The sequence below is a fragment of the Haloprofundus salilacus genome (assembly GCF_020150815.1).
Taxonomy (GTDB): domain Archaea; phylum Halobacteriota; class Halobacteria; order Halobacteriales; family Haloferacaceae; genus Haloprofundus; species Haloprofundus salilacus.
Map to the genome: position 1 here is coordinate 2,377,154 of NZ_CP083723.1, position 25,120 is coordinate 2,402,273.

Annotated in this window: 25 protein-coding genes; 10 read left to right on the forward strand and 15 right to left on the reverse strand. The window is 66.2% G+C overall.

The features are described from left to right. The first annotated feature begins 37 nt into the window (after nucleotides 1-37). Complete coding sequence (locus tag LAQ58_RS12240; RefSeq protein ID WP_224447740.1) at nucleotides 38-613, forward strand: NAD(P)/FAD-dependent oxidoreductase; 576 nt, start codon at nucleotides 38-40, stop codon at nucleotides 611-613. A gap of 34 nt (nucleotides 614-647) precedes the next feature. Continuing rightward, on the forward strand, nucleotides 648-1,325 hold the full coding sequence (locus LAQ58_RS12245) for a LysE family translocator (protein ID WP_224447741.1): 678 nt from the start codon (nucleotides 648-650) through the stop codon (nucleotides 1,323-1,325). 101 nt (nucleotides 1,326-1,426) lie between these two features. Here the strand turns inward: LAQ58_RS12245 and LAQ58_RS12250 are convergent, their stop codons facing one another. Together LAQ58_RS12250 and LAQ58_RS12255 are read right to left on the reverse strand one after the other, a co-directional pair. Next, nucleotides 1,427-2,503: a TrmB family transcriptional regulator gene (locus tag LAQ58_RS12250; RefSeq protein WP_224447742.1), complete on the reverse strand. Its 1,077-nt coding sequence runs from the start codon at nucleotides 2,501-2,503 to the stop codon at nucleotides 1,427-1,429. A 125-nt stretch (nucleotides 2,504-2,628) separates the two neighbouring features. Further along, nucleotides 2,629-4,776 carry an alpha-amylase family glycosyl hydrolase gene (locus tag LAQ58_RS12255; protein ID WP_224447743.1) on the reverse strand — a complete coding sequence of 716 codons (2,148 nt, stop codon included), beginning with the start codon at nucleotides 4,774-4,776 and terminating at the stop codon, nucleotides 2,629-2,631. Between the two features lie 105 nt (nucleotides 4,777-4,881). Here LAQ58_RS12255 and LAQ58_RS12260 point away from each other — a divergent pair, with 105 nt between their 5' ends. Next, nucleotides 4,882-6,948 carry a DUF7997 domain-containing protein gene (locus tag LAQ58_RS12260; protein ID WP_224447744.1) on the forward strand — a complete coding sequence of 689 codons (2,067 nt, stop codon included), beginning with the start codon at nucleotides 4,882-4,884 and terminating at the stop codon, nucleotides 6,946-6,948. A gap of 81 nt (nucleotides 6,949-7,029) precedes the next feature. On the opposite strand, the gene LAQ58_RS12265 is transcribed toward LAQ58_RS12260, so the two are convergent. Continuing rightward, a complete protein-coding gene (locus tag LAQ58_RS12265) occupies nucleotides 7,030-8,157 on the reverse strand; it encodes an ABC transporter ATP-binding protein (RefSeq protein WP_224447745.1) in 1,128 nt (375 codons plus the stop codon). A gap of 245 nt (nucleotides 8,158-8,402) precedes the next feature. On the opposite strand from LAQ58_RS12265, the gene LAQ58_RS12270 reads away from it, so the two are divergent. The 3 genes from LAQ58_RS12270 to LAQ58_RS12280 are packed head-to-tail and all read left to right on the forward strand — an operon-like array spanning nucleotide 8,403 to nucleotide 11,748. Further along, entirely contained in the window at nucleotides 8,403-9,695 is a 1,293-nt protein-coding gene (locus LAQ58_RS12270) for an extracellular solute-binding protein (protein ID WP_224447746.1), read from the forward strand. An 8-nt stretch (nucleotides 9,696-9,703) separates the two neighbouring features. After that, nucleotides 9,704-10,669 carry a carbohydrate ABC transporter permease gene (locus tag LAQ58_RS12275; protein WP_224447747.1) on the forward strand — a complete coding sequence of 322 codons (966 nt, stop codon included), beginning with the start codon at nucleotides 9,704-9,706 and terminating at the stop codon, nucleotides 10,667-10,669. Nucleotides 10,670-10,722: 53 nt separating this feature from the next. After that, nucleotides 10,723-11,748: a sugar ABC transporter permease gene (locus LAQ58_RS12280; RefSeq protein ID WP_425490713.1), complete on the forward strand. Its 1,026-nt coding sequence runs from the start codon at nucleotides 10,723-10,725 to the stop codon at nucleotides 11,746-11,748. 90 nt (nucleotides 11,749-11,838) lie between these two features. Here LAQ58_RS12280 and LAQ58_RS12285 read toward each other — a convergent pair whose 3' ends face one another. Beyond that, nucleotides 11,839-12,660: an alpha/beta hydrolase gene (locus LAQ58_RS12285; RefSeq protein ID WP_224447749.1), complete on the reverse strand. Its 822-nt coding sequence runs from the start codon at nucleotides 12,658-12,660 to the stop codon at nucleotides 11,839-11,841. A gap of 291 nt (nucleotides 12,661-12,951) precedes the next feature. Here LAQ58_RS12285 and LAQ58_RS12290 point away from each other — a divergent pair, with 291 nt between their 5' ends. Then, complete coding sequence (locus tag LAQ58_RS12290; RefSeq protein WP_224447750.1) at nucleotides 12,952-13,542, forward strand: 50S ribosomal protein L15e; 591 nt, start codon at nucleotides 12,952-12,954, stop codon at nucleotides 13,540-13,542. Between the two features lie 90 nt (nucleotides 13,543-13,632). On the opposite strand, the gene LAQ58_RS12295 is transcribed toward LAQ58_RS12290, so the two are convergent. The 6 genes from LAQ58_RS12295 to LAQ58_RS12320 form a co-directional block, all read right to left on the reverse strand. Then, nucleotides 13,633-13,794, reverse strand: coding sequence for a hypothetical protein (locus LAQ58_RS12295; RefSeq protein ID WP_224447751.1), 162 nt, complete (start codon nucleotides 13,792-13,794; stop codon nucleotides 13,633-13,635). 103 nt (nucleotides 13,795-13,897) lie between these two features. Further along, nucleotides 13,898-14,749: a CPBP family intramembrane glutamic endopeptidase gene (locus LAQ58_RS12300; protein ID WP_224447752.1), complete on the reverse strand. Its 852-nt coding sequence runs from the start codon at nucleotides 14,747-14,749 to the stop codon at nucleotides 13,898-13,900. A gap of 134 nt (nucleotides 14,750-14,883) precedes the next feature. Next, on the reverse strand, nucleotides 14,884-15,345 hold the full coding sequence (locus tag LAQ58_RS12305) for a DoxX family protein (RefSeq protein WP_224447753.1): 462 nt from the start codon (nucleotides 15,343-15,345) through the stop codon (nucleotides 14,884-14,886). Between the two features lie 155 nt (nucleotides 15,346-15,500). After that, nucleotides 15,501-15,806 carry a rhodanese-like domain-containing protein gene (locus LAQ58_RS12310; protein WP_224447754.1) on the reverse strand — a complete coding sequence of 102 codons (306 nt, stop codon included), beginning with the start codon at nucleotides 15,804-15,806 and terminating at the stop codon, nucleotides 15,501-15,503. Beyond that, a complete protein-coding gene (locus LAQ58_RS12315) occupies nucleotides 15,803-16,102 on the reverse strand; it encodes a sulfurtransferase TusA family protein (RefSeq protein WP_224447755.1) in 300 nt (99 codons plus the stop codon). Before LAQ58_RS12315 ends, LAQ58_RS12310 begins: the two co-directional genes overlap by 4 nt. A 73-nt stretch (nucleotides 16,103-16,175) precedes the next feature. Next, nucleotides 16,176-17,369, reverse strand: coding sequence for a YeeE/YedE family protein (locus tag LAQ58_RS12320; RefSeq protein ID WP_224447756.1), 1,194 nt, complete (start codon nucleotides 17,367-17,369; stop codon nucleotides 16,176-16,178). Nucleotides 17,370-17,614: 245 nt separating this feature from the next. On the opposite strand from LAQ58_RS12320, the gene ubaA reads away from it, so the two are divergent. Further along, the gene (gene ubaA / locus LAQ58_RS12325; protein WP_224447757.1) at nucleotides 17,615-18,430 is read left to right on the forward strand and encodes an SAMP-activating enzyme E1; all 816 of its coding nucleotides are present in this window, start codon (nucleotides 17,615-17,617) and stop codon (nucleotides 18,428-18,430) included. An 18-nt stretch (nucleotides 18,431-18,448) separates the two neighbouring features. Here ubaA and LAQ58_RS12330 read toward each other — a convergent pair whose 3' ends face one another. Then, a complete protein-coding gene (locus LAQ58_RS12330; RefSeq protein ID WP_224447758.1) occupies nucleotides 18,449-19,378 on the reverse strand; it encodes a calcium/sodium antiporter in 930 nt (309 codons plus the stop codon). A gap of 34 nt (nucleotides 19,379-19,412) precedes the next feature. Beyond that, entirely contained in the window at nucleotides 19,413-20,411 is a 999-nt protein-coding gene (locus LAQ58_RS12335) for a calcium/sodium antiporter (RefSeq protein ID WP_224447759.1), read from the reverse strand. A gap of 179 nt (nucleotides 20,412-20,590) precedes the next feature. Between LAQ58_RS12335 and LAQ58_RS12340 the strand changes: the two genes are divergently transcribed. After that, the gene (locus LAQ58_RS12340; RefSeq protein WP_224447760.1) at nucleotides 20,591-21,229 is read left to right on the forward strand and encodes an MBL fold metallo-hydrolase; all 639 of its coding nucleotides are present in this window, start codon (nucleotides 20,591-20,593) and stop codon (nucleotides 21,227-21,229) included. A 101-nt stretch (nucleotides 21,230-21,330) separates the two neighbouring features. Beyond that, nucleotides 21,331-21,768: a PaaI family thioesterase gene (locus LAQ58_RS12345; protein ID WP_224447761.1), complete on the forward strand. Its 438-nt coding sequence runs from the start codon at nucleotides 21,331-21,333 to the stop codon at nucleotides 21,766-21,768. A 9-nt stretch (nucleotides 21,769-21,777) separates the two neighbouring features. Here LAQ58_RS12345 and LAQ58_RS12350 read toward each other — a convergent pair whose 3' ends face one another. The 3 genes from LAQ58_RS12350 to LAQ58_RS12360 form a co-directional block, all read right to left on the reverse strand. Continuing rightward, nucleotides 21,778-22,434 carry a DsbA family oxidoreductase gene (locus LAQ58_RS12350; RefSeq protein WP_224447762.1) on the reverse strand — a complete coding sequence of 219 codons (657 nt, stop codon included), beginning with the start codon at nucleotides 22,432-22,434 and terminating at the stop codon, nucleotides 21,778-21,780. Nucleotides 22,435-22,543: 109 nt separating this feature from the next. After that, the gene (locus LAQ58_RS12355; protein WP_224447763.1) at nucleotides 22,544-24,298 is read right to left on the reverse strand and encodes a cbb3-type cytochrome c oxidase subunit I; all 1,755 of its coding nucleotides are present in this window, start codon (nucleotides 24,296-24,298) and stop codon (nucleotides 22,544-22,546) included. A gap of 155 nt (nucleotides 24,299-24,453) precedes the next feature. Continuing rightward, the gene (locus LAQ58_RS12360; protein WP_224447764.1) at nucleotides 24,454-24,912 is read right to left on the reverse strand and encodes a DUF6789 family protein; all 459 of its coding nucleotides are present in this window, start codon (nucleotides 24,910-24,912) and stop codon (nucleotides 24,454-24,456) included. Between the last annotated feature and the right edge of the window lie 208 nt (nucleotides 24,913-25,120).

Consider the following 25,120-nt stretch of genomic DNA (forward strand, 5'->3'; position numbering starts at 1 on the left):
GTCAATCGTTATTTGTGACGAGTCCGTGCGAACGCATATGACGGACGTAGCAGTCGTCGGCGGCGGTCCAGCTGGACTGAGCGCGACGCTTTTCACCGCGAAGAACGGTCTCGACACCGTCGTCTTCGACACCGACAAGACGTGGATGCACAAGGCACACCTGTACAACTACCTCGGCGTCCGGAGCCTCGCCGGGGACGAGTTCATGGCCATCGCGCGCGGGCAGACCGAAGACCGCGGCGCGGAACTGCGCGAAGAGAAAGTGACCGCCGTCGAAGCGACCGACGGTGGATTCACTGTCAGTACCGAAGACGGCGACCACGACGTGCGCTACGTCGTTCTCGCGACGGGCACTAACAAAACGTTCGCCGAAGCGCTCGGCTGCGAGAAGAACGACAACGACACCATCGACGTTGATTTGAGCATGGAGACTAGCGTCGAGGGTGTGTACGCGACCGGCGCGCTGATTCGCGACCAGGAGTGGCAGGCGATCATCTCGGCGGGCGACGGCGGCGCGGCGGCGCTCGACATCCTCTCGAAGGAGAAAGGCGAGAACTACCACGATTTCGACACACCGGGCGACGTACCGTCGCTGCGCGACGAGGAAGCGTAGCGAACTAAGTAAGTCGGCGGCGCACGCCTCGACGATGATCGGTCCCGAGACGCTGGCGGCGTTCGTCCCCGCCTCGCTCGCGCTGATTCTCGCGCCCGGACCGGATACGCTGTACGTGCTCAGTCAGTCGGTCGGCGGCCCTCGACGGGTCGGCGTCGCGGCGGCGACGGGCGTCAGCGTCGGCATCCTCGTCCACACGGCCGCGGCCGCCGTCGGTCTCTCGGTGCTGCTCCGCGAGTCGGCGCTCGCGTTCCGACTCGTGAAGTATCTCGGCGCGGCGTACCTCCTGTATCTCGGTATCCAGACCCTCCGCGGCGGCGACGCTTCGGAGGCTGTCGAGTCGTCGCCCGTCGACGAGTTGGCGGCCGCCGAACCGACCGAACGCGTCGCCGACGAGGGCGTCGCGACCGCCACCTCCCGAAGTGGGTTCCTCCGAGGCGTCGTCGTCAACGTCTCGAACCCGAAAGTCGCGCTGTTCTTTCTGGCGTTTCTCCCCCAGTTCGTCGCCGGGACGGCGACGCCGACGCAGTTGGCGACGCTCGGCGGCATCTACGCGGTGTTAACGCTCGCCTACCTCGGCGGCGTCGCGCTGTTCGCGACGCGGGTCGGAGAGAGAGTCGGCGGCGGCGGAGACGGACGCCTGTTCAGGTGGGCCAGCGGCGGCGTGTTGGTCGCGCTCGGCGGGTCGTTACTGGTCGGCGGCGAAGGGTAACGGCTCGGCCCGTGTCGACCATCGTCCGCCGTCTTCTACCGGCCGCAGCTCTCGTCCGTCCCGCCCCTCCTGTTCGCTGCCTCTCCTGTTCGTCGTCTCTCCTATTCGCCGTCGGTCGACTCGTCACCCTCGGCGAGTTCGAGCGTCACGCTCTCGGCTTCGACATCCTCGACGAACGCGCCGCCGCCGCCGACGGTGACCAACCCGTCGGCCGTCTCGACGAGGAGCGCGTTCTCGACGGGGAAGGAGTTGTTCGACGGCGCGGCGAGTCCTTGCCGCACGTCGACGACGCGGCCGACGATCTCGTCGTGACCGTCGTGGCCCCGGATCTGGCGGCCGCGGATTCGAGCGCGAAGCGGCGTCTCCGCCCGGAGGTGGAGCGTCGTCTGCAGCACCGCGTGGCGGAAGTTCGTGTACGTCTTCGGGAGCGACGCCGGGTCGGCGGCGTACACCTGCTGGGCCATCGGCCAGTAGTTGCCGAGAAACGACCCGACGATGACCGGGCCGAGTCGAGGTTCGGTAAAGGAGATGGCGCGCGCGCCACTGTTCGACCGAGTTATCATCTCCGTCGGCGCGACCAGGCCGGCGCGCTGGTCGGCGGTGAGCATCGTCGGCATCGGTTCGGTCCACGCGCGGGCGACGCTGGCGACGCCATCCAACTCGGTCTGTAGCGTGCTGTCGGCGTCGGCGACGACCAGCAGCACCAACACCCCCCGTTCGACGGCGGCGCGGAGCGAGTCGGTGACCTCGTCGAGGTTCGCCGCCGGGATTGACAGCGTCACCTCCTCGTCGGCGTCGTCGATGAGAGAGCGAATGCGTTTGAGCACCGTCACGCGGGATTTGATGACCTCGAATCGCTCGGTCTGGGGGGCGGCCTTCGAGTAGCGCGCCTCCAGCGCAGGACGCATCGTCTCGATGTTCTCCGTCAGCGACTCGATTACCTCCTCCGGGGGGTTGGCGCGAATCGTCGTCGGCACGACGTGGTCGTTCACCGAGACGAAGCCGCGGTCTTCGAGTTTCTCGCTGATGCTGTAGACGTAGCGCTTCGAGACGCCGGCGGCGTCGGCGACGGTGCTCGCCTTCGCCTCACCGTGTTCTAAGAGCGTGAGGTACGTGTCTATCTCCTTGTCCGAAAGGCCGAACTGTTGGAGCACGTCCCCGAGTGCGGCGTCGTCCATACCCGTATAAATCGGGGTGGGGTACTTAAGACACAGTGGTAGAACCACCGCGGAGGGACAGTTTTCCGGCAAGAGACGCCGAAACGACGCGCGTACGGTCGAAAATCCCAATCCGGACGCGGGGGTCACGCCGCGCGGAGCACAACAGCGTCGGCGACGGTGAGCTCGTCGCCGTCGACGACCGTCTCACCCGACACGAGGTCGGTCGGTTCGACCGCTTCGCCCAGCGACACCGACGCGGGGGCGGCGGCGAAGTTGAGGACGACGACGTACCGGCCGTTCTCGTCCTCACACACGTAGGCGGTCACCGCGTCGGCATCAACCTCGTCGTCGGAGACGGTGTAGTCGGCGGTTTCGACACTCCCGTCGCGGAGCGTCGGCGTCTCAGCCCGGAGCGACGCGAGCGCGCGGTGGAACGCGGTGAGTTCGGCGTCGCCGTCGTGCCAGCGCATCGGTCCGCGCTGTTCGGGAACCCCGCGTTCCTGTCCGTAGTAGATCATGGGCGCGCCCGGCGTCGTGAACGTCGCCGCCGCCGCCGCGCGCAGCGACGCCTCGTCGCACTCGTCGATGTAGCGGTCCTCGTCGTGGTTCTCGACGTAGCGGAGGTGGACCGCTGAATCGGGGAACCCCGCCCACGCCGCGTCGTCGAGCGCGTCGAGGACGGCGTCGGCGGTTTTCTCGCCCGCGCCGACGTCGCGGAGCGTCTCGTACAGCGTCGTGTCGTAGTGCATGTGGAACTCGGCCTCGTGATAGTCGGCGTCTCTCGGGATGGTCTCGTCGAGCAGCAGGAAGTCCTCGGGGACGCGGTCGCGGACCTCCTTCCAGAACGCGTGTGAGACGCCCCACGCCACGTCGCAGCGGAAGCCGTCGACGACGGTCGCCCATTCGTCGACCACGTCGAGCATCCACCGGCGGACGGCGAGCGAGTCGTAGTTCAGGTTCGGGATTCGCTGCCAGTTGAAGTAGTACTCCGGAATGTCGTCGCCCTCCTCTCGAACGTCGGCCCACTCCACGTCGACGACGTTGCGGTCGGCGTCGACGCGGCGGTAGTGGTCGGCGTATGACTCGACGCCCGCCGAGTGCAGCTGGAACGCGGGGTGGTCCCGCGAGGTGTGGTTGACGACGAGGTCGAAGACGACCCTGATGTCGGCCTCGTGGCAGCGGTCGACGAGCGACTCGAACGCCTCGCGAGAGCCGAGGTCGGAGGCGGTGTCGAAGTAGTCAGTGACGTGGTAGCCGTGGGTGGTCGGACTGGCGAGCACGGGCGTCAGCCAGAGGCAGTCGACCGCCAAGGATTCGAGGTACTCGACGCGGCGCTCGATCTCGCCGAACGTCGTCGGCAGCGTCTCGCCCGCGAAGGAGCGGACGAAAATCTCGTATACCGTCGGCGACTCCGCCCACTCCGGCGGGTCGTTCAGGCGGATGACGGCGACGGATTCGGAATCAGCGTTTGCGTCGAGAACGACGGTGTCGCCGATGCTACGTCGTTCGCCCGCGGTGACGGCGTGGACGCGGGCGCGCTCCGGGAGCGCGTCGACCGGCACGCGGAGTTCGCGGCCGTCGATACTCACGTCATCGTCGCCGAGTTCGTCGCGGCCGTCGAGGTAGAACTCGACGGGGAGGTCGGCGTCCGAAAACTCGCTGTCGGGAGCGCTTCTCGGCGTCGCCGCGACGACGACCTCGTCGCCCTCGACGGTCGCGTCGAGTCGAACCCGGGGACGTCCCGGCCCGTCGACCTCCACGCTGGTTCGGACGCCCTCCGCGAGGTCGTCGTTCACGGCGAAGGCGGCGGAGTGTTCGCCCGGTAGCAACCGCACGTCAAGAACGTAGTCGTCGCCGACGCGGCGTGGACGCTCGGTCGCCATCAGGTGGTTGTTGAACGGGCCGCTGACGGAGATGGGAGTCGACTCCAGTTTCGACTCCGGAACCGGAAGGTCGTCGACGGCGACGGAGAACTGCGCGTCGCGCCGCTCGTCGGGGAAGGCGCGAACCGTCAGCTCGTGGGTGCCGTCGGGCGCGTCGAGTTCGACGGCGTACGTGCCGGGGACGTCCGGATGGAAGTGGACGACCGGACCCAGTTCGTTCTCGCGGCGTTCGCACGCCGGGTAGTCCGCGGGCGTGCCGACCGAGAGCGTCTCGCTCGACTCGAACGCGCTTTCGGCGGGCGCGGCGGCGACCGACCACCGATACTCCGCGGCAGGGTCGGGGTTTCGTGGGGCCAGTTCGACGGATTCGCCGACCGAGACGAAGCGCGGCGGGCCGGGGTGGTGCATACAGAGGGGAGACGAGTGAGGGAGTATCACTGTTGCGCTTCGGCTGAAAACTGTGAACGAATATTTCACCAAGAGTTATTACCCCGGCGCAGCGTCACACTTCCAATGCAACTTCGCGACGCCCTCGACGACTACAAACGACACGAGGGCCACGACACCCGATTTCCGGGCGAACGCCGCTCGACGACCGGTCTCTTCTCGGGTCTCGGCGGCCGACTCGTCCACGTCGAACGCGACGGGTCGCTCCGCGACTTCGGCTACCCGCTGACCGGACGCAATGGCGTCGACCGGAGCCGTCTCGGACTCCGCGTCGACGGCGACGTTCACTGGTTCGACACCGACGAGACCGTCTCGCAGGCGTACCACGACGGGACGGCGCTGGTCGTCACCGAGCGCGAGACGCCCTTCGGAGCCCTCACGCAGTACGACCTCACCGTCGACGACGCCCACGTGACGCACGTCGAATTCGACGGCGAGAGAGACGAACTCGAACTCGTCGCGTACGTCGGCCTCGCCCCGAACGCGCAGGACACGCGAATCGGTCAACTCTGCCACGAGGACTCCGTCGAAGTGTACCACACGACCGAACACGACTTCGTCGGCAGCGCGACCGGTTTCTCGGACCTCCACGGGCAGGTTCCGGCGCGCTTCGCCGAGGTGCTGGGCGACGCGGCGGTCGAACTCCCGCGACCCGTCTCCGAGGACCGCTACGAGGAGGACCGCCTCAGCGGCGACGTCGTCGCGTTCCTCCCCATCGAATCCGGGCGCGCGACCCTGGTGACGCTTCTGACGGACGAGAACGCGACCGCCCGTGAGGCGGCGCTCGGCCGCCTCGACGAACTCGCGACGGCGTACGCCGACGTCGCGGCGCTTCGCCGGGCCGCCAAAGCGGAGACGGTCGACGTCCCCGACGACGCGCCGCACGCCGACGCAGTGGCGGCGGACGTTCGCGTGCTTCGCCTGCTCTCGGCGGAGACCGGCCTGCGCATCGCCGGACCCGACTTCGACCCCTACTACGCGCACTCGGGCGGCTACGGCTATACGTGGTTCCGCGACGACGCCGAGATATCGCTGTTCGTCGACGAGGCGTCCGAATACGTCGGTCTCGGTCTCGACGCGTGGGCCGAACGGAGCGCGCGGGCGTACCTCGCCACGCAACAGTCGGACGGGACGTGGCCGCACCGCGTCTGGCCCCGCGACGGGACGCTCGCTCCGGGGTGGGCGAACGGCCGTCTCGAGGCGGGCGACGGCGTCGACTATCAGGCCGACCAGACCGGGAGCGTCGTCACGTTCCTGGCGTCGGTCGCGGGCGAACTCGACGGTGCCCTCCGCGACGAAGTCGTCACGGCGCTCGATGCCGCCCTCGACGGACTCGACGACACGCTCGCCGACGACGGGCGACCCATCGCCTGTCAGAACGCGTGGGAAAACATGAACGGCCGGTTCAGCCACACGGCAGCGACGTTCCTCGGCGCGTACGCGGCGGTCGCCGACGCCGACCTCGACGCGGAGACGACGGCGCACGCGAAGGAGCAGGCCGACCGCATCTACGAGGCACTCGACGACCTCTGGGTCGGTGAGCGCGAAATCTACGCGCTCCGTGAGTGCGAGAGCGCCGACGAGGCGGCGGGATTCGACGCGGGCGAACTGGACTCTCGCTACGACTCGGCGTCGCTGGCGCTTGCGGCGGCGCACCGACTGTACGCCCGTGTGGGCGAGGTCGACGACGAGCGACTCGACCGACTCGTCTCGCACGTCGAGAACACGGTCGAGGGTCTCTGGCACGACCCCGACGAGAGCGAAGTTCGCGGCCTCGTCCGCTACGAGGGCGACGGGTGGCGCCAGCGCTGGCAGGGCCACGAGAAGATCTGGACCGTCTCGACGGCATGGGGCGCACACGCCGCCGCGAGCACGACTGCCCTCCTTCGCGAATACGGCGACGCGCGGGCCGAGGCGTTCGCAACGACGACGGGCGAGTTGCTGTCGCTCGTGCTCCCGGACGGCCCGCTCTGCATGGAGACGGGCTACCTGCCCGAGCAGGTGTTCGACGACGGGACGCCCGACAGCGCGACGCCGCTGGGATGGCCGCACGCGCTTCGACTGGCGACGGTCGCGCTCGCGGACGAACTCGGTCTCGACGTGGGCGCTCGAACGCCGACGCTCGCGGACTGAGCGCCGAGAGAAAGAGCCGCCGGAGCTGCGAGAGCCACCGAAACTGGAACCGCTGGAACTGAAACTGGAGTCAGCCGACGCTTACGCCGAGGGCGTCGTCACCGTCTCCGCGCGCTCTTCGAACGCGAGCGACTCGCCCGTCTCTCCGTCGAAGAGATGGATGTCCATCTCGTCGAACGAGATGGCGATAGTGTCCTCGGGTTCGGGTTCGACGTCGGAGTCGACGCGAGCGATGAAATCGGGAGCGAGGTCCAAGTAGAGGTAGTTGTCGCTGCCGATCGGTTCGACGACTTCGACTGTCGTCCGGATGCCGTCGGCGGCGTCGACGACGTACACGTCCTCCGGGCGGATGCCGAACGAGAGGCGGTCGCCGTCGGAGACGCTCGGGTAGTCGGCGGCGCTGACGGCGTAGTCGAAGCGCCCGGAGTTGTCTTCGAGACGGACCGCGTCGCCGGAGACGCTGGCGCGAACGTCGATGAAGTTCATTGACGGCGACCCGACGAACCCGCCGACGAACTCGTTAGCGGGGTTCCGGTACACCTCCTTCGGCGCGCCGACCTGCTGGAGTTCGCCGTCTTTGAGGATGACGATGCGGTCGCCCATCGTCATCGCCTCCTCCTGATCGTGGGTGACGTAGATGGACGTCGTTTCGAGGTCGTTCTGGAGGCGCTGAATCTCGGTGCGCATCGACGTCCGGAGTTTGGCGTCCAGATTCGACAGCGGTTCGTCGAAGAGGAACACGTCGGGTTCGCGGACGATGGCGCGGCCGAGAGCGACGCGCTGTTTCTGCCCGCCTGAGAGTTCGTTCGGCCGGTCGTCGAGCAGGTCCTCGATGCCCATCATCTCGGCCGTCTCGCGGACGCGCTCGTGGCGCTCGTCCTTCGAGAGGTCGGTGCTCATTCGGAGGCCGAACGCCATGTTCTCGCGGACCGTCTTGTGCGGGTAGAGCGCGTAGTTCTGGAACACCATCGCCACGTCGCGCTTCCGAGCGTGGACGTTGGTCACGTCCTCGCCGTCGATGGTGATGCGCCCCGAGGTCGGTTGCTCCAACCCCGCGAGCATCCGCAGCGTCGTCGACTTCCCGCAGCCCGAGGGACCGACGACGGTGATGAACTCGCCGTCCGCGACGTCGAGGGAGACGTCGTCGACGGCGACGATCTGGCCGTTGTCGAACTCCTTTCTGAGATCATCGAGCGTTACAGTTCCCATTGTCTCCACGAGTGGAGAGCAGGTGGTATAGTTCTTACCCTCGAAATAGAATTTGTGACGCACAATTTCGTAGTAGATTCCGGTGAGTCGGCCGACGGGGAGGGTTTCGTGTCACAGAATCGTTTGTGGATGATTGGTTATTCGAGAGCCACAGGCGCTGTAAGCCGTATGTGACGATTGTGTGAACAATCATGCCATACCCGAAGATTTAAGGTTTGAACTACTTATTCATCTCATATTCATCCATGACAATGGACCGCAGAACCGTGCTGAAGAACCTCGGCGTCGCCGGCGGTATCGGCGCGCTGGCGGGTTGTGTCGGCGTACAGGAACAGGGCGAGACGGACTCCTCCGGCGGTGACGGAAACAGCTCCGACGGCGAGTCGTCGGAATCGTCGGGGTCGACCGACTCCGGTCCATCGGGAACCGCGACGGTGTGGTACTCGTTGCCAGAATCGGAGAAAGACGAGCGTGAGGAGTCGATACAGCAGTTCGAGGACCAGACGAACCACAGCATCGAGAACTCGGACATCTCCGACATGGAGAAGAAGACGACGAGCGCCATCCCCGCCGGACAGGGGCCGCACACGTTCGAGTGGGCTCACGACTGGGTCGGTGACTACTCCGAGCGCGGGTTCATCGTCGACCGGAGCGACCAGTTGAACGTCGACCTCGGCCAGTTCACCGAGGCCGCCGCCGACGCCGTCCAGTTCGAAGACGGCGTGTACGGCCTTCCGCACGACGCGGAGACGGTGACGCTCATCTACAACACTGACATCGTCGACGAAGCGCCGGAGACGGTCGCGGACATGAAGTCCGTGATGGAGGAGTATCACGACCCGAGCAACAACCAGTACGGGCTGGGCTACCCGTTCGCCGACCCGTACTTCCTCAGCGCGTGGCTGCAGGCGTTCGACGGCTACCTCTTCGACCCCACACGCGACGACGAACTCGGCGTCGACAAGGCCGAAACCATCGAAGGTGCGCAGTTCGCCGTCGACAACTTCGTCCCCTACATGCCGAACGACCCGGTGTACGAACCGCAGGCGTCGGCGTTCGCGGAGGGCAACGCCGCCTTCGCCATCAACGGCCCGTGGTATCTCGCGACGCTCAACGAGAAGGGCGTCAACTACGAGGTCACGAAGCTGCCCACCCCCGAAGGCGGAAGCCCTACCCCGTACACGGGTATCACGATGTGGTACTTCACATCGGGGATGGAAGAGGGCGACGACGACGCCGTCGCTGCACAGGAGTTCATCGAGTGGTACACCACGAACGAGGACCTCATCCTCGAGAACGCCGAGCAACAGGGCATGATTCCGGTGCTGAAGAGCCTCGTCGAGGGCGGCGACCTTCCCGACACCGTCCAAGGGTTCTCCGAAGCCGTCCAGCAGGGCGTCCCGATGCCGTCGGACCCGAAGATGAACCAGGTGTGGGACCCCGTGAAGAACGCGCTCACGAAGATGTTCAACGGCGACGCCGACCCCGAGTCGGCGATGAAGCAGGCCGCGAACGAGATCCGCAGTAACTGGGAGTAAGCCAACAGATGAGCACCGTGTCACGCGTCGCTCGCCGCGTCGAGGACGTTCCGTTCCTCGACAAGCGGGACGCGTCGCTACTGTTCGTCCTCCCTGGCTTGTTCGTCTTCTCGGCGTTCATGCTGTTCCCGGTGCTGTACCTCGTCGGTATCTCCTTTACGAACGCCGAACCGGCGAACCTCTTCGCGGGTGACGGGGCAGTGGCGGTGCTGACGTTCGGCGAGGCGACGTTCGTCGGACTCGAGAACTACGCGAGCGTCCTTACGGACCCGCAGTTCTGGAACTCCTTCGGCATCACGTGGCTGTTCGTCGCGACGAGCGTCGCGCTGAAGCTCGTTCTGAGCATCGGCATCGCGCTCGTCGTCACCGGCAAGCGCGTGCGAGGGAAGCGCTTCATGCGTTCGCTCATCATCCTCCCGATGGGGCTGCCGGCCATCTTCACCATCACGGTGTGGCGCGGCATCTTCAGCTCCGCGGAGTTCGGTCTCGCGAATCAGGTTCTCCGCTCGCTCGGGATGGGAACCGTCTCGTGGCTGAGCGAGCGCTGGATGGCGTTCGTCGCGTACAACATCACCGAGGCGTGGCTCGCCTACCCGTTCATGGTCATCATCACCGTCAGCGCGCTGCAGGACGTCCCCGACGAACTGCACGAGGCGGCAATGGTCGACGGCGCGGGCTACCTCTCGCGCTTCTTCCACGTGACGCTGCCCTCGATAAAGCGGCCGGTGCTGTTCGCGTCGATTCTGACGGCGGCGGCGTCGTTCCAGCAGTTCCTCATCCCCTACGTGTTCAACGAAGGGGGACCGGCGCGGCAGAACGAACTGGTCGTCGTCTACGGCTACCGTGAGGCGTTCTCCTTCTCCGCCTACGGCGAGGGGGCGGCCATCTCCATCATCGCCGTCGCCTTCATCGGCGCGTTCATGTGGTTGAACGTCAAGCGTGGGAAACTCGCCGACGGGGTGAGCGACTCGTGAGCTTCCTGCGCGGTGTCACACGGAAGCTGAAGGAGGACGCCCGGAACGTCGCGATGACGCCGGTCGAGACGGCCCGCGGCGCGAAGTACACCGTCGACGGCGTCCGTCGGGGGGAGATTCCCCCGTCGAAGCCGCTGAAGACCGTCGTGGCGACGCTCGGTGCGCTCGTCCTCGTCGCGGGGCTGATGTTCCCCATCTACTGGATTCTGATGGCGGCGCTGTCGGGCTCCGGCGGTTCCATCTACTCGTCTGGCGGCCTCCGGTTGCTCCCGGAGAATCCCTCGCTACAGCCGTTCATCTGGGTCGTCGGCGACCTCATCGTCCCCGGCTACGCCATCAGCGTCAACGTGCCGCTGACAGACCTCGCGGTTGTGTTCAACACGCCCGAGATCACGTTCCTCGACGCCTCTGACCACGGCGTCGACCGGCCGTCGGAGTTCAAACAGTTCTTCTGGAACAGCCTCACCGTCTCGATTCCGACGGTCATCATCGCGATGTGTCTCATCGTGCCGGCGTCGTACGCGCTGTCGCGCCGCGAGTTCATCTTCCGGCGGAAGATTCTGTTTACCTACGTCCTCCTGACGCAGGTCGGCGGCGGACTCGGAATCGCGCTGCTCATCGGCCTGTACGCGGTGTACGTCCAGATCGGACTCAACGACAGCAAACTCGCGCTCGCCGTCTACTACGCGGCGACGGCGGTGCCGTTCAACACGTGGCTGCTGAAGACGTACATGGACGGCATCCCCGTCTCCTACGAGGAGGCGGCCGTCGTCGACGGCGCGCCGCCGTGGCGCGTCGTTACGGAGGTCATCATCCCACTGTCGGCGGCGGGGCTGGCGACAGTGTTCATCTTCGTCTTCCTGACGGGGTGGACGGAGTTCGTCGTCGCGCAGACGCTCCTCGGCACGGACAACTACACACTCCCCGTGGGACTGTTCTCGCTCATCAGCGAGTACTCCATCCCGTGGGCGCGGTTCTCGGCGTTCGCGCTGACGTTCGCCGCACCCATCATGCTCGTCTACCTGTTCGCCCAGCGCTACATCGAGGGCGGCCTGTCGTTCAGCGGCATGGAAGGGTAGCCGCCTTCTGCCTCCGTTTTTTGCGAGAAGCGACCGAGACGCCGAACGGCGGCGCTCGTGTGTCGTCGGAGAGTAGGCGAAACCGGGCGACTACGACCCGGCCAACAGAAACCGGAGCGCGTCCGGCAGCCGCTCGGCCCACGCGTCCTCGTGGTGAATCGCCTCGTCGTCGACGACGAATCGGAGTTCGTCCTCGCCGTATCCCTTCTCGCGGAGCAGCCTCACCATCCGCTCGGCGTCCTCGATGTACTCGCGCGTCCGCTCGGGGTCGTCAGGTCGCTCGTTGCCGCCGACGTCGACGTAGAGTCGTCCCGAGGCGTACGACCGCGTGTTGACGTAGTCGAATATCTCGCGGTTCCACCAGAACGCCGGACTCATCACGCCCGCAAAGCCAAAGACTCGAGCGTACTCGAAGAAGCCGTAGAGGCTGACGAGGCCGCCCAGCGACGACCCCATCAGACCCGTCGCGTCGCGGTCGGTTCGAGTGTGGAACTCCCTGTCGATGACGGGTTTGAGTTCCGAGGCGAGAAAGTCGAGGTAGGCGTCGGCGTCGCCGCCGCCGAACTCTGCGTGTTCGTGCAGGGTGTACTCGTTTCGGCGGTTGTCGGTGCCGTGCGGAATCGCGACGACGATTGCTTCAACTCCCTCCTCGCTCAGCGCCTGCATCGTCTCGTCGACGCGCCACTCGCCGTCGTTGCTCGTGCGCTCGTCGAAGAGGTTACGCCCGTCGTGCATGTAGAGGACGGGATAGTTCCAGTCGCTCTCGCGGTACGACGGCGGGAGATAGACGGAGATACGTCGCGGCGGAAGGAGCGACGATTCGGGGTCGAGTTCGTCGGAGACGAGCACGTCGCCGACGACGGTGTGGTCGTCGGTCGGGTCGTACGCGCGCCAGTCGGGGTCGGCGTCCATACGTTTCGGTCCGGCGGAGACGACGTAACGGTTGTCAGAGCGTCACGCCCGCGCGGAGGCGTCGACGTCGGCGGGGCGCGGCCGACCATGTCGCAGTTTGCGACGGGGACGCACGCGAATCACTCGGATTCGAAGTTCTTAAACGGGGATGACCGAAAGTAGGGACAACTCGCTGGACGACGGGCCGCCAGCGGGCACCCGACCCCGCCGCACGGCGGACGGGACGAAATGTGGCTAACCGGGGTCTCGTACCTCGAACGGCTGAATCGCAAGCGCCCGTGGTGATACACGATGGCAAAAAGCTTCTACTCGCACATCCGCGACGCGTGGCAGACCCCCGGCGACGGCAAACTCGCCGAACTCCAGTGGCAGCGAAAACAGGAATGGCGCCGACAGGGCGCTATCGAGCGAATCGAGCGCCCGACGCGCCTCGACAAAGCCCGCGAACTCGGCTACAAGGCCAAGCAGGGCATCATTGTGGTGCGCGTCGCGGTGCGCAAAGGTAACGCCCGCAAGCGCCGCCACAAGGCGGGTCGCCGCTCGAAGCGTCAGGGCGTCAACCGCATCGGTCGCCGCAAGAGCATCCAGCGCATCGCCGAGGAGCGCGCCTCGCGCAAGTACGTGAACCTCCGCCTGCTCAACTCCTACTGGGTCGGCGAGGACGGCTCGCAGAAGTGGTTCGAGATGATCCTCGTGGACCCGAACCACCCGGCGATCCAAAACGACGACGACCTCAACTGGATCTGCTCGGACAAGCACAAAGGTCGCGCGTTCCGCGGCCTCACCAACGAGGGCAAGCGAAACCGCGGTCTCAACAACCGCGGCAAAGGGACCGAGCACAACCGTCCGAGCGCCAACAGCGGCAAGAGCCGCGGCAAGTAAGCGCTCGCTCCGAAACCCGATTCTCCCGTTTATCGCCGCCGCGAGCGAGCGCTCTCGGACCAGGGCAGTCGACACGCCAAGCGTCGGGTCTCAGTTCAGAACGCCCTCTTCGCCCAGTTTCTCTTTGTACGTGGTGGCGACGCGCTCGGCCAACTCCTCCTTCGAGTGAAACGCTGAGAGGTGGTGGGTGAGGTCGGTAGCGACGTCGTGGCGACAGATCGGACACTGGATGGGGAAGGTCTCTCCTTTCATCGGGACCACTGCAGTACTATACTCCGTCGCCGGGCAAATACGTCGTCTCACCCGATACAGACCGTCAGGGTTCGAAGCACGAACCGGTCGCGAAAATCAGGGCTCAAACCAGCATCCCGAGCAACGACGCCCCCACGAGGACGACGTGTGAGGCGGCGTGACCGACCATCGCCGCCTCCAGGCTCTTGCGCCAGAACAGCCACCCGAACGCGACGCCGCCGACGGCGTTGAGCAGAACTGTCCGCGCGACGAGACCTGGACTCGCAGAGATGCCGAGCGACCCGGCGGTTCCGACGAGTGCCGGGAGGTGGCCGACGCCGAAGACGACGGCGGCGACGAGGATGCCCGCCCAGACGACGCGCCGCGACGGACCGACGCCGGTTCCGACCAGTCGCCAACCGAGGTAGACGAGAAGCGAGACGAACCCCCATCGCAGCAACAGTTCCTCGACGATGCCGCCGTAGAGAAATCGGAACGGTACCGTCGCCAGCAGGGCAGCGACGGACGGAGTGCCGCCTGCTCGCTGGAGCTGTGCGACTTCGGGGATGACGAGCGCGGCGACCGCGTCCAGACCGACGATGGCGACGCCGGCGGCGAGACCGACGCCGACGGCAGTCGGGAGCTCCGGTCGGAGATTCGCGAGCGCGGGGGTGCCGCGCGCGACGCGGTCGTCGACGTGTGAGCGGAAACCGGCGCGCGGCGCGCAGTACGTCCCGACGACGACGGCGACGAGCAGTAACAGCGCGGTCGGAAGCAGCGAGACTGCGACGAGAACCGACAGCGGGAGGTCGGCGCCGGGCGGAAGTGGTATGCTTCGGAGCTGGGTCGCGACGGTCGTTCCGAGCGCCGCGACGCCGAGGAGACCGAGCGCGAACAGTGCGGCGCTCCGGCGGACGAACGACCGTCGCGAGGAGGCGGAGGCTCCGCGGTTCGCAGCCGTCTCGGCGGAGGACATGGTCGACGGTAGCCGTCTTCGGGGATAAAGCTACGGTCAGTGACGAAGTGAAACAGTCCCGATACCAAAAGTGGTCGTTCGGGACGTGAGGGGGCGTCGTCGGGAGCGCCAAGCAGTGGACTTCGTCCGAAGCGCTACTGCTTCGCGGCGCGGACGAGGTAGGTGAGCGCCGCACCCATGAGCGCGAGGTTCTTCATGAACTGAATCTGTTCGTCCTGTCTGCCTTCGTCCTCGTCGAGGTTCCAGAAGTCGTGTATCGCCGGCGTGACGCCCGCGAGGAACGCGAAGGCGGCACCGGAAGCGAGCGTCGGGAGACGCCAGAGCGCGACGCCGAGACCGCCGAATGCGCCCATGCCGCTGGCGAACGGGACCAGCGTTTCGGGGGCGGGGACGCCTTTCGACTCGGCGTACTGAATCATCCCCTCCATCTGCTTGAAGTTCGTCGCGGCCATGAATCCGAGAGTCGCGCCGAACAGGAGTCGACCGAGCACGAACGGCTTGTCGGGCGACGATTCCGACGAAGACGCCGCTCCCGTCCGTTCGGCGGCGGTGTCTGTCGCCGCCTCGTCGTGCGTGTAGAGTTCGAGTAAGCTCACACGGTGGGGGCCACGACCGGAGAGTTACCGGTTGTCCAGTTGTGTGCGGACCGCGTCAAACCACGGCCGCGGCGAACGAGAGAGGCCCGACGAGAGACAGAAAGGGACGAGTCAGCGGAGTCAGAGACGGGATGGTGACCGCGAAGGAGAGGCGTTCAGGAGTCGTCCCACGCCTCGTAGCCGCCGGTCAGGCTAGCCACCTCGGCGTCGTCGGCGTAGTGGTCGATGAGCCGCGCCGCCTGCACGGAGGTCTCGCCGACGTAGCAGGCGACGACCACCTCGTCGGCCCACTCGCGCTCCTCGACGACCGCCTCCAGTTCGTCGACCGGGACGTTCTCCGCGCCGTCGATGGGTGCGTCCTCGAAGTCCTCGCGATCGCGGATGTCGACGAGGTCAAACTCCGCGTCGGCGGCGAGGCGGGCGCGCACCTCATTGGGGGTGAGTTCGTCGACGCCGCTCATCGTTTTCTGAGGAAGATGCGGTACAGTCCGCTGCCGCTGCGCCAGACGCGCGCGTCGGCGTCGTCGCCGACCGCGCGGGGGACGTTCTCCGTCGAGGGGACGTGGTCGGTCTCCTGGACGAGCAACTCGCCCGAATCGAGCGTCTGGATGGCCTTCTTCGCCTCGACCTGCGGGTACGGACAAACCTCGCCGGTCATGTCCTGCGTCTCGGTGGCTTGGTCTGCGAGCTGTTCGGCCGTCTCGTCGTCGACTTCGTCGGGCATCTCGACGAAGTCGTCAAGTGATGGTCCGGTCATGGTTCGTGTGGTCTGTGTTTCGCGTGTGTCGCTGTGGAGTGGAGTGTCTTTGGAACTCGGTCGCCTTCGGAACTCAGATGGCGCAGCCGACATCGCGGTAGATCCAGTGCGTCATCGCATAGACGCCGGCGATTATGCCAGCGGTGGCGATGAAGGAGTGCACCGAAAGCTCCGCGAGGCCGGAGTAGATGTTTCCGATGTTGCAACCGGGTGCGAGTCGGGAGCCCGCGCCCATCATGAAGCCGCCGACGACGGCGTTCGGGACGCGGCGGCGCTTCGGGACGCGAATCGAGAAGTCGCCGCTCCAGAACGCGGCGAGGAACGCCCCGAGGATGACTGCCGCGATCATCACCATGTCGACGGTGAGGCCGACGCCCTTCCCCTGAAAGAGGATTGAGCCCCAGTACTCGTACGAACCGGCGTCGACGCCGACCTGCTGGAGCAGGTAGCCGGTCCAGCGCGCCTCCGGGCCGGTGACACCGACGATGGAGACCTGCGTGAACCACAGCACCGCCAGCGCCGTGATACCAAGCGCGGCGGTCCGCGGGTCCCACGGGCGCTTCGAGGCGGCCTTCCAGTCGTCTATCTCGGCGAAGCCGCGGAAGTACTCGCGCGTCCCGGCGACGAACTGGCGGAGGCCGACGGCGGGCGCCGACGCCCCCAACCCACGACTGGTCGGTGTACCGCCGTCGGCGCGGACCGCCGCGGCGTCGTCGGTTCCACCTGCACCGCCCGCGGCGGAGCGGCCGACGATCGTCGCGTACGCCAGCAGGACGAGGCCGGCGACGCCGAGCGCGAGCAGGGGTGCGGGCACCGGTGACACCTCGAAGAGGGTGACGCCAGTGCCGAACGTCAGCGGCTCGAAGTAGGCCGACTCGAGCGTCGGGAACAGGACGGTGAACACCGCGTAGCCGACGCCCATGAACGCGAGCGTGAGCCAGAAGTGCAGGTAGCCCTGTCCGGCGCGGTAGAGCGTGCCGGAGGCACAGCCGCCGGCGTACGTCATCCCGACGCCGAAGACGAAGCCGCCGAGGAGGCCGGTGAGCCCCCAGTCGGGCGTCCAGAAGCCCTGGTAGTAGCCGAGGGCGTAGGCGATGCTCCAGAACACCATCGTGAGCGTCGTCGCGACCAGCACGGCCTTCGTCACCCGCGAGTCCTTGAACGCGAAGAAGTCGCGGAAGGCGTGTACGAAGCAGAAGCGACCCTTCTGCAGGAACACGCCGAGACCGACGCCAACGACGAGTGCGGTCAGTACGTTCGACACCATTCAGTCCCCGGTAGTCGACTCCGACGGATAAGCCGCACCGTCGGACGAACGCCTGCCGAGGCCCGTCACGCGTTATCGATGCCGTTTCTGACAACTACGGTCGAAAATAGCCTTCTCGAACCCTGAGCGTCGAAGACGGTGGCGACGAGTCGACAGCGGCCGCGACGCAGAAATCGGAGACACTTGCCGAATCGCGTGCGACACGCTCCCGCACCCTTATGTCCGCCAACCGCAAACGCCCAGCTATGAGCGACCTCTCTCTCGACGCGACGCAGTTGGACCGCTACTCGCGGCACATCATCATGGACGAGGTGGGACCCGAGGGACAGAAGAAACTGCTCGACGGGCGCGTCCTCATCGTCGGCGCGGGCGGTCTCGGCGCGCCAGTAATCCAGTATCTCGCCGCGGCAGGTGTCGGCGTCATCGGCGTCGCCGACGACGACGTGGTCGAACGGTCGAACCTCCAGCGACAGGTCATCCACACCGACGCCGACGTGGGGGTTCCGAAAGTCGAGAGCGCCGCGAACTTCGTCGAACGGCTGAACCCCGACGTGACCGTCGAACAGCACCACCTGCGCGTCGGTCCGGACAACGTCGAGGAACTCGTCGCCGACTACGACGTAGTCGTCGACGCCTCCGACAACTTCCGGACACGCTACCTCGTCAACGACGCCTGTCGCCTCGCGGAGATTCCGGTCGCCCACGGAGCTATCTACAAGTTCGAGGGGCAGGCGACGACGCTCGTCCCCGGCGGCCCCTGCTACCGGTGTCTGTTCCCCGAAGCGCCCGAACCAGGCACGGTTCCGGACTGCGCGACAACGGGCGTGCTCGGCGTGCTCCCGGGGACGCTCGGCTGCATCCAGGCGACCGAGGCCGTCAAACTCCTCATCGACGCTGGCGAACCGCTGGCCGGTCGACTGCTGTTCTACGACGCGATGGAGATGAGCTTCGAGACGGTTCCGTACCGCCAAAACCCCGACTGCCCGGTCTGTGGCGACGACCCCATCGACTCCGTCGCCGACGTGGAGTACACCGGCGGCTGCGCGGTACAGGCGGACTGAGTTCTTCTACCTTCACTGTCACCCGAACCCGAGGAGCCAACGCACGGCTTCCGACCCGACGAGCACTCCCCCTTCGGGGCGAGTGAGCCGTCGTCCCGACCACAGCGCGACTGCGAGCAGCGCCGTCAGCCCTGCGAGCCACAGCGCACCGTCGAACGCGGCGGCGCTGGCGGCGAGCGGTCGAATCGTCGCCGCGAGACCTAGCACGACGAGCACGTTCAGGAGGTTGCTCCCGAGCACGTTGCCGACGGAGACGCCGCTTCGCCCGCGGGTGAGCGCGACGACCGAGACGGCGAGTTCCGGCGTCGAGGTGCCGACGGCGACCACCGTCGCGCCGATGACGTAGTCGGAGACGCCCGCGAACTCCGCGAGCGTCACCGCGGAGTCGACGAGAAGCTGGCCGGCACCGACGACGAGCACGAGGCCGCCGACGAGACGGAGCGCGTCGAACCGTTTCGGCGGATCAACGTCTGTGGGCGCTTGCGGCGGGGCGTCGGCGAAGCGCAGCAGAACGGCGACGTACGCCGCGTACACCGCGAGCAAACCCAACCCTTCGATGCGAGACACCTTGCCGTCGAAGAGGACGACCAACAGGAGACCGGTCGCTCCCAGAACGGCGAGCACGTCTCGGTGGAGCACCCGCTGGGAGACGCGAATCAGTCGAACCAGCGCGACCAGTCCGAGCACGACGGCGATGTTGTATATGTTGCTGCCGACGACGTTGCCGACGGCGAGCACCGACCGTCCAGCGAGCGACGCTTCGACGGTGACCGCGAGTTCCGGCAACGATGTGCCGATAGCGACGACGGTCAGGCCGACGACGGTCGCCGAGACGCCGAACTGGCGGGCGAGGCGAACCGCCGCCTCGACGAACTGCTCGGCTCCGACCCAGAGGACGGCGACAGCGACGACGAGCAGCGCGAGCGAAACGAGAATCGTGACGTTCACGTCGAAACGATGCGCCGACGGCGGCATAAATCTGTTACAGCAACGAACTCAGCCACCGAACGGCCTCGGACCCGACGAGGAGCCCTCCCTCCGGACGCGAGAGGCGGCGGCCGGACCACAGCGCCGCGACGAGCAGCGCCGTCAATCCGAGGAGCCACAGCGCACCGTCGAAGGCGGCCGCTGCGACCGACAGCGGCGTAATGGTCGCCGCCAGCCCGAGGATGAAAAGGAAGTTGAAGATGTTGCTGCCGAGCACGTTGCCGACGGAGACGCCCGCCTGCCCGCGTTTCAGCGAGACGAGCGAGACCGCGAACTCCGGCGAGGAGGTGCCCGCTGCGACGATGGTCGCGCCGATGACCCACTCGGAGATTCCGGCCGCCCGCGCGAGCGACGTCGCCGAGTCGATGAGCAGTTGTCCGCCGACGACGACCAACGCGAGACCGACGACGAGCAGTACCGCCTCCCGGAGGCCGAACTCAGTGGGTCTCTCTCCGTCGCTGTCGGCCTCTTCTCCGCCCCCGTCTGTCGCACCGACAATCGGGGGCGGAAGGTCGACCGGGTCAGGGAGATCGGGGAGGTCCGGCGAGAAACGAAATAGCACGTAGAGGTACGCGCCGAAGAGCGCGACAAGCGCGAGTCCCTCGATTCGGGAGACGACGCCGTCGAACAGCACCACGACGCCGAGGATAGCCGTCGCCAGCACCGCCGCGCCGTCGCGTTTGACCAGTTTCCGAGAGATAGGAAGCCACTGGACGAGGGTGACGACGCCGAGGATGACGGCGATGTTGAAGATGTTGCTGCCGATGACGTTGCCGACGGCGATGTCGGGGCGTGCTTCCAGCGCCGCCTCCAGCGAGACAGCGATTTCGGGCGAGGAGGTGCCGACGGCGACGACCGTGAGACCGATGGTGAGCTCTGACAACCCGAGACGGCGGGCGGCGTTCACCGCCGAATCGACGAACAGGCGCGCGCCGGCCCAGAGGGCGAGTATGCTAACGACGATAACTGCGGCGTCGACGACTTGACTCGGCACGAGCCCGATTACGACATCCACCGAAATAAGTCTCGGCTCGGATACCGTCGACGTTCCGCCGAGCCGTCGCGCGACGGCTATACCCGAGCGCTACGCAAATCCGAGTGCCACGCAGACCCGAGCGCCGCGCGAGAGCCGACCGTCACGTGAATTATAACCGTCGCGGCCGACCGTCACCCATGCCGACCGAGCTGCTCTCCGGCGTATACGACATCACCGTGATGGAAGGAACCGACCGCCGTCTCAGGGCGTATCTCTTCGACGACCCGGCGCCGACGCTCGTCGATACCGGACTGGAATCGACGACCGACCGCTTGTTCGCGGAACTCGACGACCTGGGCGTCGAACCCGAGCGCGTCGTCGTCACACACGGCGACGGCGACCACGTCGGCGGGCTGGCGTCCGTCGTCGACCGCTTCGACCCGGAGGTGTTCGTGCCCGAACAAACCGAACTGGGGAGTGTCGACGGCGTCGAAGACGGGGGCGTGACGCGCTACGGCCACGGCGACGAAATTGGTCCGTTCGAGGCCGTCCACGTGCCGGGTCACGAACCCGACAACCACGCGCTCGTCGACGCCGACCGCGAGATCGTCGTCGCCGGTGACGCCGTCTCGGGGTCGGACCAGCGCGGCCTCCCCGAGGGGTATCTGATTCTCCCGCCGGCGGTGTTCTCCGACGACCTCAACGAGGCCGAGGAGAGCCTCGAACGCCTGCTGGAGTACGAGTTCGACGCTGTGCTCGTCTTCCACGGGTCGTCGGTACTGGAGGGGGCGAAGGAGAAACTGGACCGGTTCGTCAACTTCCCCGGCAGGCCGTAGAACGCCGCAGCGGACGGAAGCACGCGAGGGAGACGGCAAATCACGAGACGGTTGGTTTGGGTTCCGACACGCGTTTACTCCGTCGCCGAGAGGGTTCGTCGATGAGTCTGGAGTCCCTGCTGAACGGCCTGCCGTTCGTCGAACACCTCGGCATCGAGATCGACGCCGCCGAGGACGGCTACGCGAAGGGGTGCGTCGAACTGACGCCCGAACTGTCGTCGGTTCCGGGGCGGAAGATAGCCCACGGCGGCGTCGCCTACTCGCTGGCCGACACGGTCGGCGGCGCGTCCGTCATGTCGCTGCACTACGCGCCGACACCGACCGTCGATATGCGCATCGACTATCTCGCGCCGGGACAAGACGATCTGGTCGCCGAGGCGGAAGTCGTCCGAGACGGAAAGAGCGTCGCCGTCACGGAGGTCGAGATTCGCGACGTCGAGGGGACCCACGTCGCGGACGCGCGGGGCGTGTTCAAAACCGGCGGCGGCGACGGCAAGACGGCGTGGGGGGCAGGGTCGCCGGAACTGACTGACGAGTAAGCGTCCAGATTAGACGCCTTCGACGAGTCGCTTCAGTTGCTCGGGCGGCACCGCGCCGCGAGCGCCGTAGCCGTCGTAGGCGAACGTCGGCACACCGGTGACGCCCTGTTGGTGCGCTTCGGTGAACTTCCCGCGGAGTTCCTCGCGGAGACCGTCGTCGTCGAGCGCCGACCGAATCTCGTCGGGGTCGAGGTCGGCGTCTGCAGCCAAGTCGGCGAGTACGTCCGGATCGCCGATATCGCGCGTGTCGTGCCACAGCGCTGCGAAGATGGTCTCGTCGAACGCGAGCCACGTCTCGTGGTCGTAGTGCTGTTTGACGTAGTAGGAGGCGACCTGCGCGGGCAGCGAGTCCACCTCGCGGGCGATGTCGATCGACATATCGTCGGCGTCGTACCGCTTCTTGAGACGCTGGACGTTCTGTTTGGCCTGCTCGAAGTACTCGTCGTCCTTCCCGTCGTCAACGCCGTGGTCGATTTCGCCGTCGGGACCGCGCTTCTGACTTCGGAGGTCGAACGGGTGCCAGTCGATCTGTAGCTCCTCGTCTCTCGTCTCCTGGTACTGTTCGAGAGAGCGTCGGCCCAGGTAGCAGAACGGGCAGACGTAGTCAGAGTAGACGGTGAGTCGCTCCGTCGGTGCGTCAGTCTCGCCGCCGGCAGTGTCGCTCATGGTATCTCGTTTTCGGGAGGGGGACAGAAGAAGTCGACTCGGGTGTGAGCGGTCAACGCATCAGCGTCGGAGCGCGATTCGTTCGGCGGCGGAAGCGGGCGCGATTCGCTCAGCGGCGGAACTTCGTCCGGTCTTCGAGCTGTTCTTCGAACCACTGCCACTCGCGGGAGAACTGCCCGGTCTCGCGGAGATTCCACACGTCGGCGTCGGTGACGATGGGACCGAGGCGGTACGACTGCACTAGATTGGTGAGCCAGATGAGGGCACCGATGCCGATGATGACTGCACCGAACGACGACAGCTGTTGCAGCGCCTCGAACGCGCCCGGATACGACGCCGAGCGGCGCGGGAGGCCGCCGTAGCCGATGAGAATCATCGGTAGGAACGCGACGAACACACCGACGATGCTGAGGTAGCCATGGATGCGGCCCAGGCGGCGGTTGAACATTCGCCCCGTGAGAAGCGGGAACCAGTAGTAGCTGGCGGCGAACGCGGCGAACGTGATAACGCCCATCACGATGAAGTGGAAGTGACCGACGACGTAGTACGTGTCGTGGAGCACGAGGTCGACAGGGATGGAGGCGAGGAACACGCCCGTCACGCCGCCGATAATGAACGTCATGATGCCGCCGACGCAGAAAATCTGCGGCGTGGCCCAACGGACGTTACCGCCCCAGAGCGTCGCCATCCAGTTGAACGTCTTGACGGCACTGGGGATGGCGATAGCGAGCGAGACGGCCATGAAACTCGCGCGGAGCCGCGGGTCCATGCCGGTGGCGAACATGTGGTGCGCCCAGACGCCGAACGAGAGCACACCAATGGCCAACGTCGAGTAGACGATGAACTTGAAGCCGAACAGTTTCCGTCCGGCGAACTTCGGGAGGATGAGGCTCACGAGGCCGAACGCCGGCAAGACGAGGATGTACACCTCGGGGTGGCCGAAGAACCAGAAGAGATGCTGCCAGAGGATGGGACCGCCACCTTCGACGGCGAAGAACGTCGTGCCGAAGTTACGGTCGGCGACGAGCATCAGGAGCGCGCTCCCGAGCACGGGGAACGCGAAGAGGACGATGCCGCTCGTCGTGAGCAGCGTCCACGAGAAGATGTCGAGGTTAGCCCAGGTGATGTTCTCGTCGCGTTCGGTGAAGATTGTGACGATGATGTTGACAGAGGCCATGATGGTCGCCAGACCGCTCAGGTGTAAGCCGAGAAGCACGAGGTCGACCTGCGGGTTCGAGACGATGATCGACCGTGGGGCGTACAGCGTCCATCCGAGCGTCGGCGGCCGCAACGAGAACAGCAGTTCCCAGCGGACGCCGACGGCCGCGAGCATCTTCCCCATGACCTCCGTGATAAGCCCACCGCGGACCAGAAAGAACGCCGGCGGCAACAGCCAGAAGGCGATGGCGTTGATGCGCGGGAACGACATGTCGTCCGCGCCGACGAGAATCGGGACGAAGTAGTTCGCGAGACCCGTGAACGCGGGCGTCACGAAGAAGAACAGCATCGTCAGCCCGTGAGTTGTAAAGAGCGCGTTGTACGTCTCGGCGCTCCAGACGTCGGTGCCGGCGGTGAACAGTTCGGTACGAATCATCATCGCGTCCGTCCCGCCCCACAGCGCGGCGCCGGCGGCGAAGACGATGTAGAGCACGCCGATGTCCTTGTGGTCGACGGTGGTCAACCACCGGAAGATGCCGGCCGGTTTCTCCGATTTGAAGCCTAGTCCCGAGAGGTAACCGCCGTCGGCGGCGACGCTTCGCATCTGCCAGTTCTGTCTGTAGCCAGCGTATATCGCCAACCCGAGCAACGCCCAGGTGACGACGAGCAGGCCAGGTATCTCTTTGAGCACGCTAATCACACCCATCTACGGCGTTGGGGACCACACTCCCATCTTCGGATTGTACTGTGATATAGATGGGGTGGCGCTCGCGAAACCCCGACCGATTCACCGCCGTTTTCCGAGCGGATTCGCACCAGCCGCGGGACGGTTGTCGTCTCCGCTGCGCGGTTTTCGACGCGTCACTGCGAGACGTCCGACGGGTCGTACCGCTCGCTCTCGACGGGGCCTTCGCTGGTCAGGCGACCGTACACCGCCCCGAGCAGGAAGCCGTAGCAGAGGTGCGCCAGGAGCGTGAAGATGACGTAGATGGCGAGTAAGCCGCCCGAGAGGTCGCCGCGCCCGGTGAGGACGAACACGACCCAGAGCACGGCGGCGAGAACCATCCCGCGCGTCGCCGGGTCGGGGCCGCCGGGGATGTACTCCTCCAGCGCCATGAACGCGAGCGGCCACGCGAACACCCCCGCGAGGACGAACAGAACGAAACCGAACGTGACGTTACCGGGCATCCCGGCGAAGCGAGCGACGGCCTCGAAGATAGCGAGATTCGAGCGTGTCTCTACCTCCAGAAACAGCAACAACAGAGACATCACGGCGATGCCCGTGGCACCTCCGGCGATTGCGCTGAGTGGACGGTTCATGCTGGACGGTAGTTCGTGACACTCGGTTAAAAGCCTCGCCCGTCGCGGGACGACGACGACAACAACCAACGGTGACGGGCAACGGCCGGCCACCGAACGGGGGAGGAGGAAGGCAAAAAGGCAAAACCGCTCCCGCACGCACGTTCGGTGTCGCGGTGCCGGACCGAGGGTAGGGGCTTTCGGTCGGCAGACCGCGACCTCTTTCGCG

Excerpts from the sequence above, each read along its gene's own strand:
- LAQ58_RS12260 (WP_224447744.1), top strand. The coding sequence starts at position 4,882 with ATGCAACTTCGCGACGCCCTCGACGACTACAAACGACACGAGGGCCAC.
- LAQ58_RS12285 (WP_224447749.1), bottom strand. The coding sequence starts at position 12,660 with ATGGACGCCGACCCCGACTGGCGCGCGTACGACCCGACCGACGACCAC.
- LAQ58_RS12270 (WP_224447746.1), top strand. The coding sequence starts at position 8,403 with ATGACAATGGACCGCAGAACCGTGCTGAAGAACCTCGGCGTCGCCGGC.
- LAQ58_RS12360 (WP_224447764.1), bottom strand. The coding sequence starts at position 24,912 with ATGAACCGTCCACTCAGCGCAATCGCCGGAGGTGCCACGGGCATCGCC.
- LAQ58_RS12315 (WP_224447755.1), bottom strand. The coding sequence starts at position 16,102 with ATGACCGGACCATCACTTGACGACTTCGTCGAGATGCCCGACGAAGTC.
- ubaA (WP_224447757.1), top strand. The coding sequence starts at position 17,615 with ATGAGCGACCTCTCTCTCGACGCGACGCAGTTGGACCGCTACTCGCGG.
- LAQ58_RS12280 (WP_425490713.1), top strand. The coding sequence starts at position 10,723 with ATGACGCCGGTCGAGACGGCCCGCGGCGCGAAGTACACCGTCGACGGC.
- LAQ58_RS12275 (WP_224447747.1), top strand. The coding sequence starts at position 9,704 with ATGAGCACCGTGTCACGCGTCGCTCGCCGCGTCGAGGACGTTCCGTTC.
- LAQ58_RS12350 (WP_224447762.1), bottom strand. The coding sequence starts at position 22,434 with ATGAGCGACACTGCCGGCGGCGAGACTGACGCACCGACGGAGCGACTC.
- LAQ58_RS12265 (WP_224447745.1), bottom strand. The coding sequence starts at position 8,157 with ATGGGAACTGTAACGCTCGATGATCTCAGAAAGGAGTTCGACAACGGC.
- LAQ58_RS12290 (WP_224447750.1), top strand. The coding sequence starts at position 12,952 with ATGGCAAAAAGCTTCTACTCGCACATCCGCGACGCGTGGCAGACCCCC.
- LAQ58_RS12320 (WP_224447756.1), bottom strand. The coding sequence starts at position 17,369 with ATGGTGTCGAACGTACTGACCGCACTCGTCGTTGGCGTCGGTCTCGGC.
- LAQ58_RS12245 (WP_224447741.1), top strand. The coding sequence starts at position 648 with ATGATCGGTCCCGAGACGCTGGCGGCGTTCGTCCCCGCCTCGCTCGCG.
- LAQ58_RS12255 (WP_224447743.1), bottom strand. The coding sequence starts at position 4,776 with ATGCACCACCCCGGCCCGCCGCGCTTCGTCTCGGTCGGCGAATCCGTC.
- LAQ58_RS12310 (WP_224447754.1), bottom strand. The coding sequence starts at position 15,806 with ATGAGCGGCGTCGACGAACTCACCCCCAATGAGGTGCGCGCCCGCCTC.
- LAQ58_RS12355 (WP_224447763.1), bottom strand. The coding sequence starts at position 24,298 with ATGGGTGTGATTAGCGTGCTCAAAGAGATACCTGGCCTGCTCGTCGTC.
- LAQ58_RS12295 (WP_224447751.1), bottom strand. The coding sequence starts at position 13,794 with ATGAAAGGAGAGACCTTCCCCATCCAGTGTCCGATCTGTCGCCACGAC.
- LAQ58_RS12300 (WP_224447752.1), bottom strand. The coding sequence starts at position 14,749 with ATGTCCTCCGCCGAGACGGCTGCGAACCGCGGAGCCTCCGCCTCCTCG.
- LAQ58_RS12250 (WP_224447742.1), bottom strand. The coding sequence starts at position 2,503 with ATGGACGACGCCGCACTCGGGGACGTGCTCCAACAGTTCGGCCTTTCG.
- LAQ58_RS12340 (WP_224447760.1), top strand. The coding sequence starts at position 20,591 with ATGCCGACCGAGCTGCTCTCCGGCGTATACGACATCACCGTGATGGAA.
- LAQ58_RS12240 (WP_224447740.1), top strand. The coding sequence starts at position 38 with ATGACGGACGTAGCAGTCGTCGGCGGCGGTCCAGCTGGACTGAGCGCG.
- LAQ58_RS12345 (WP_224447761.1), top strand. The coding sequence starts at position 21,331 with ATGAGTCTGGAGTCCCTGCTGAACGGCCTGCCGTTCGTCGAACACCTC.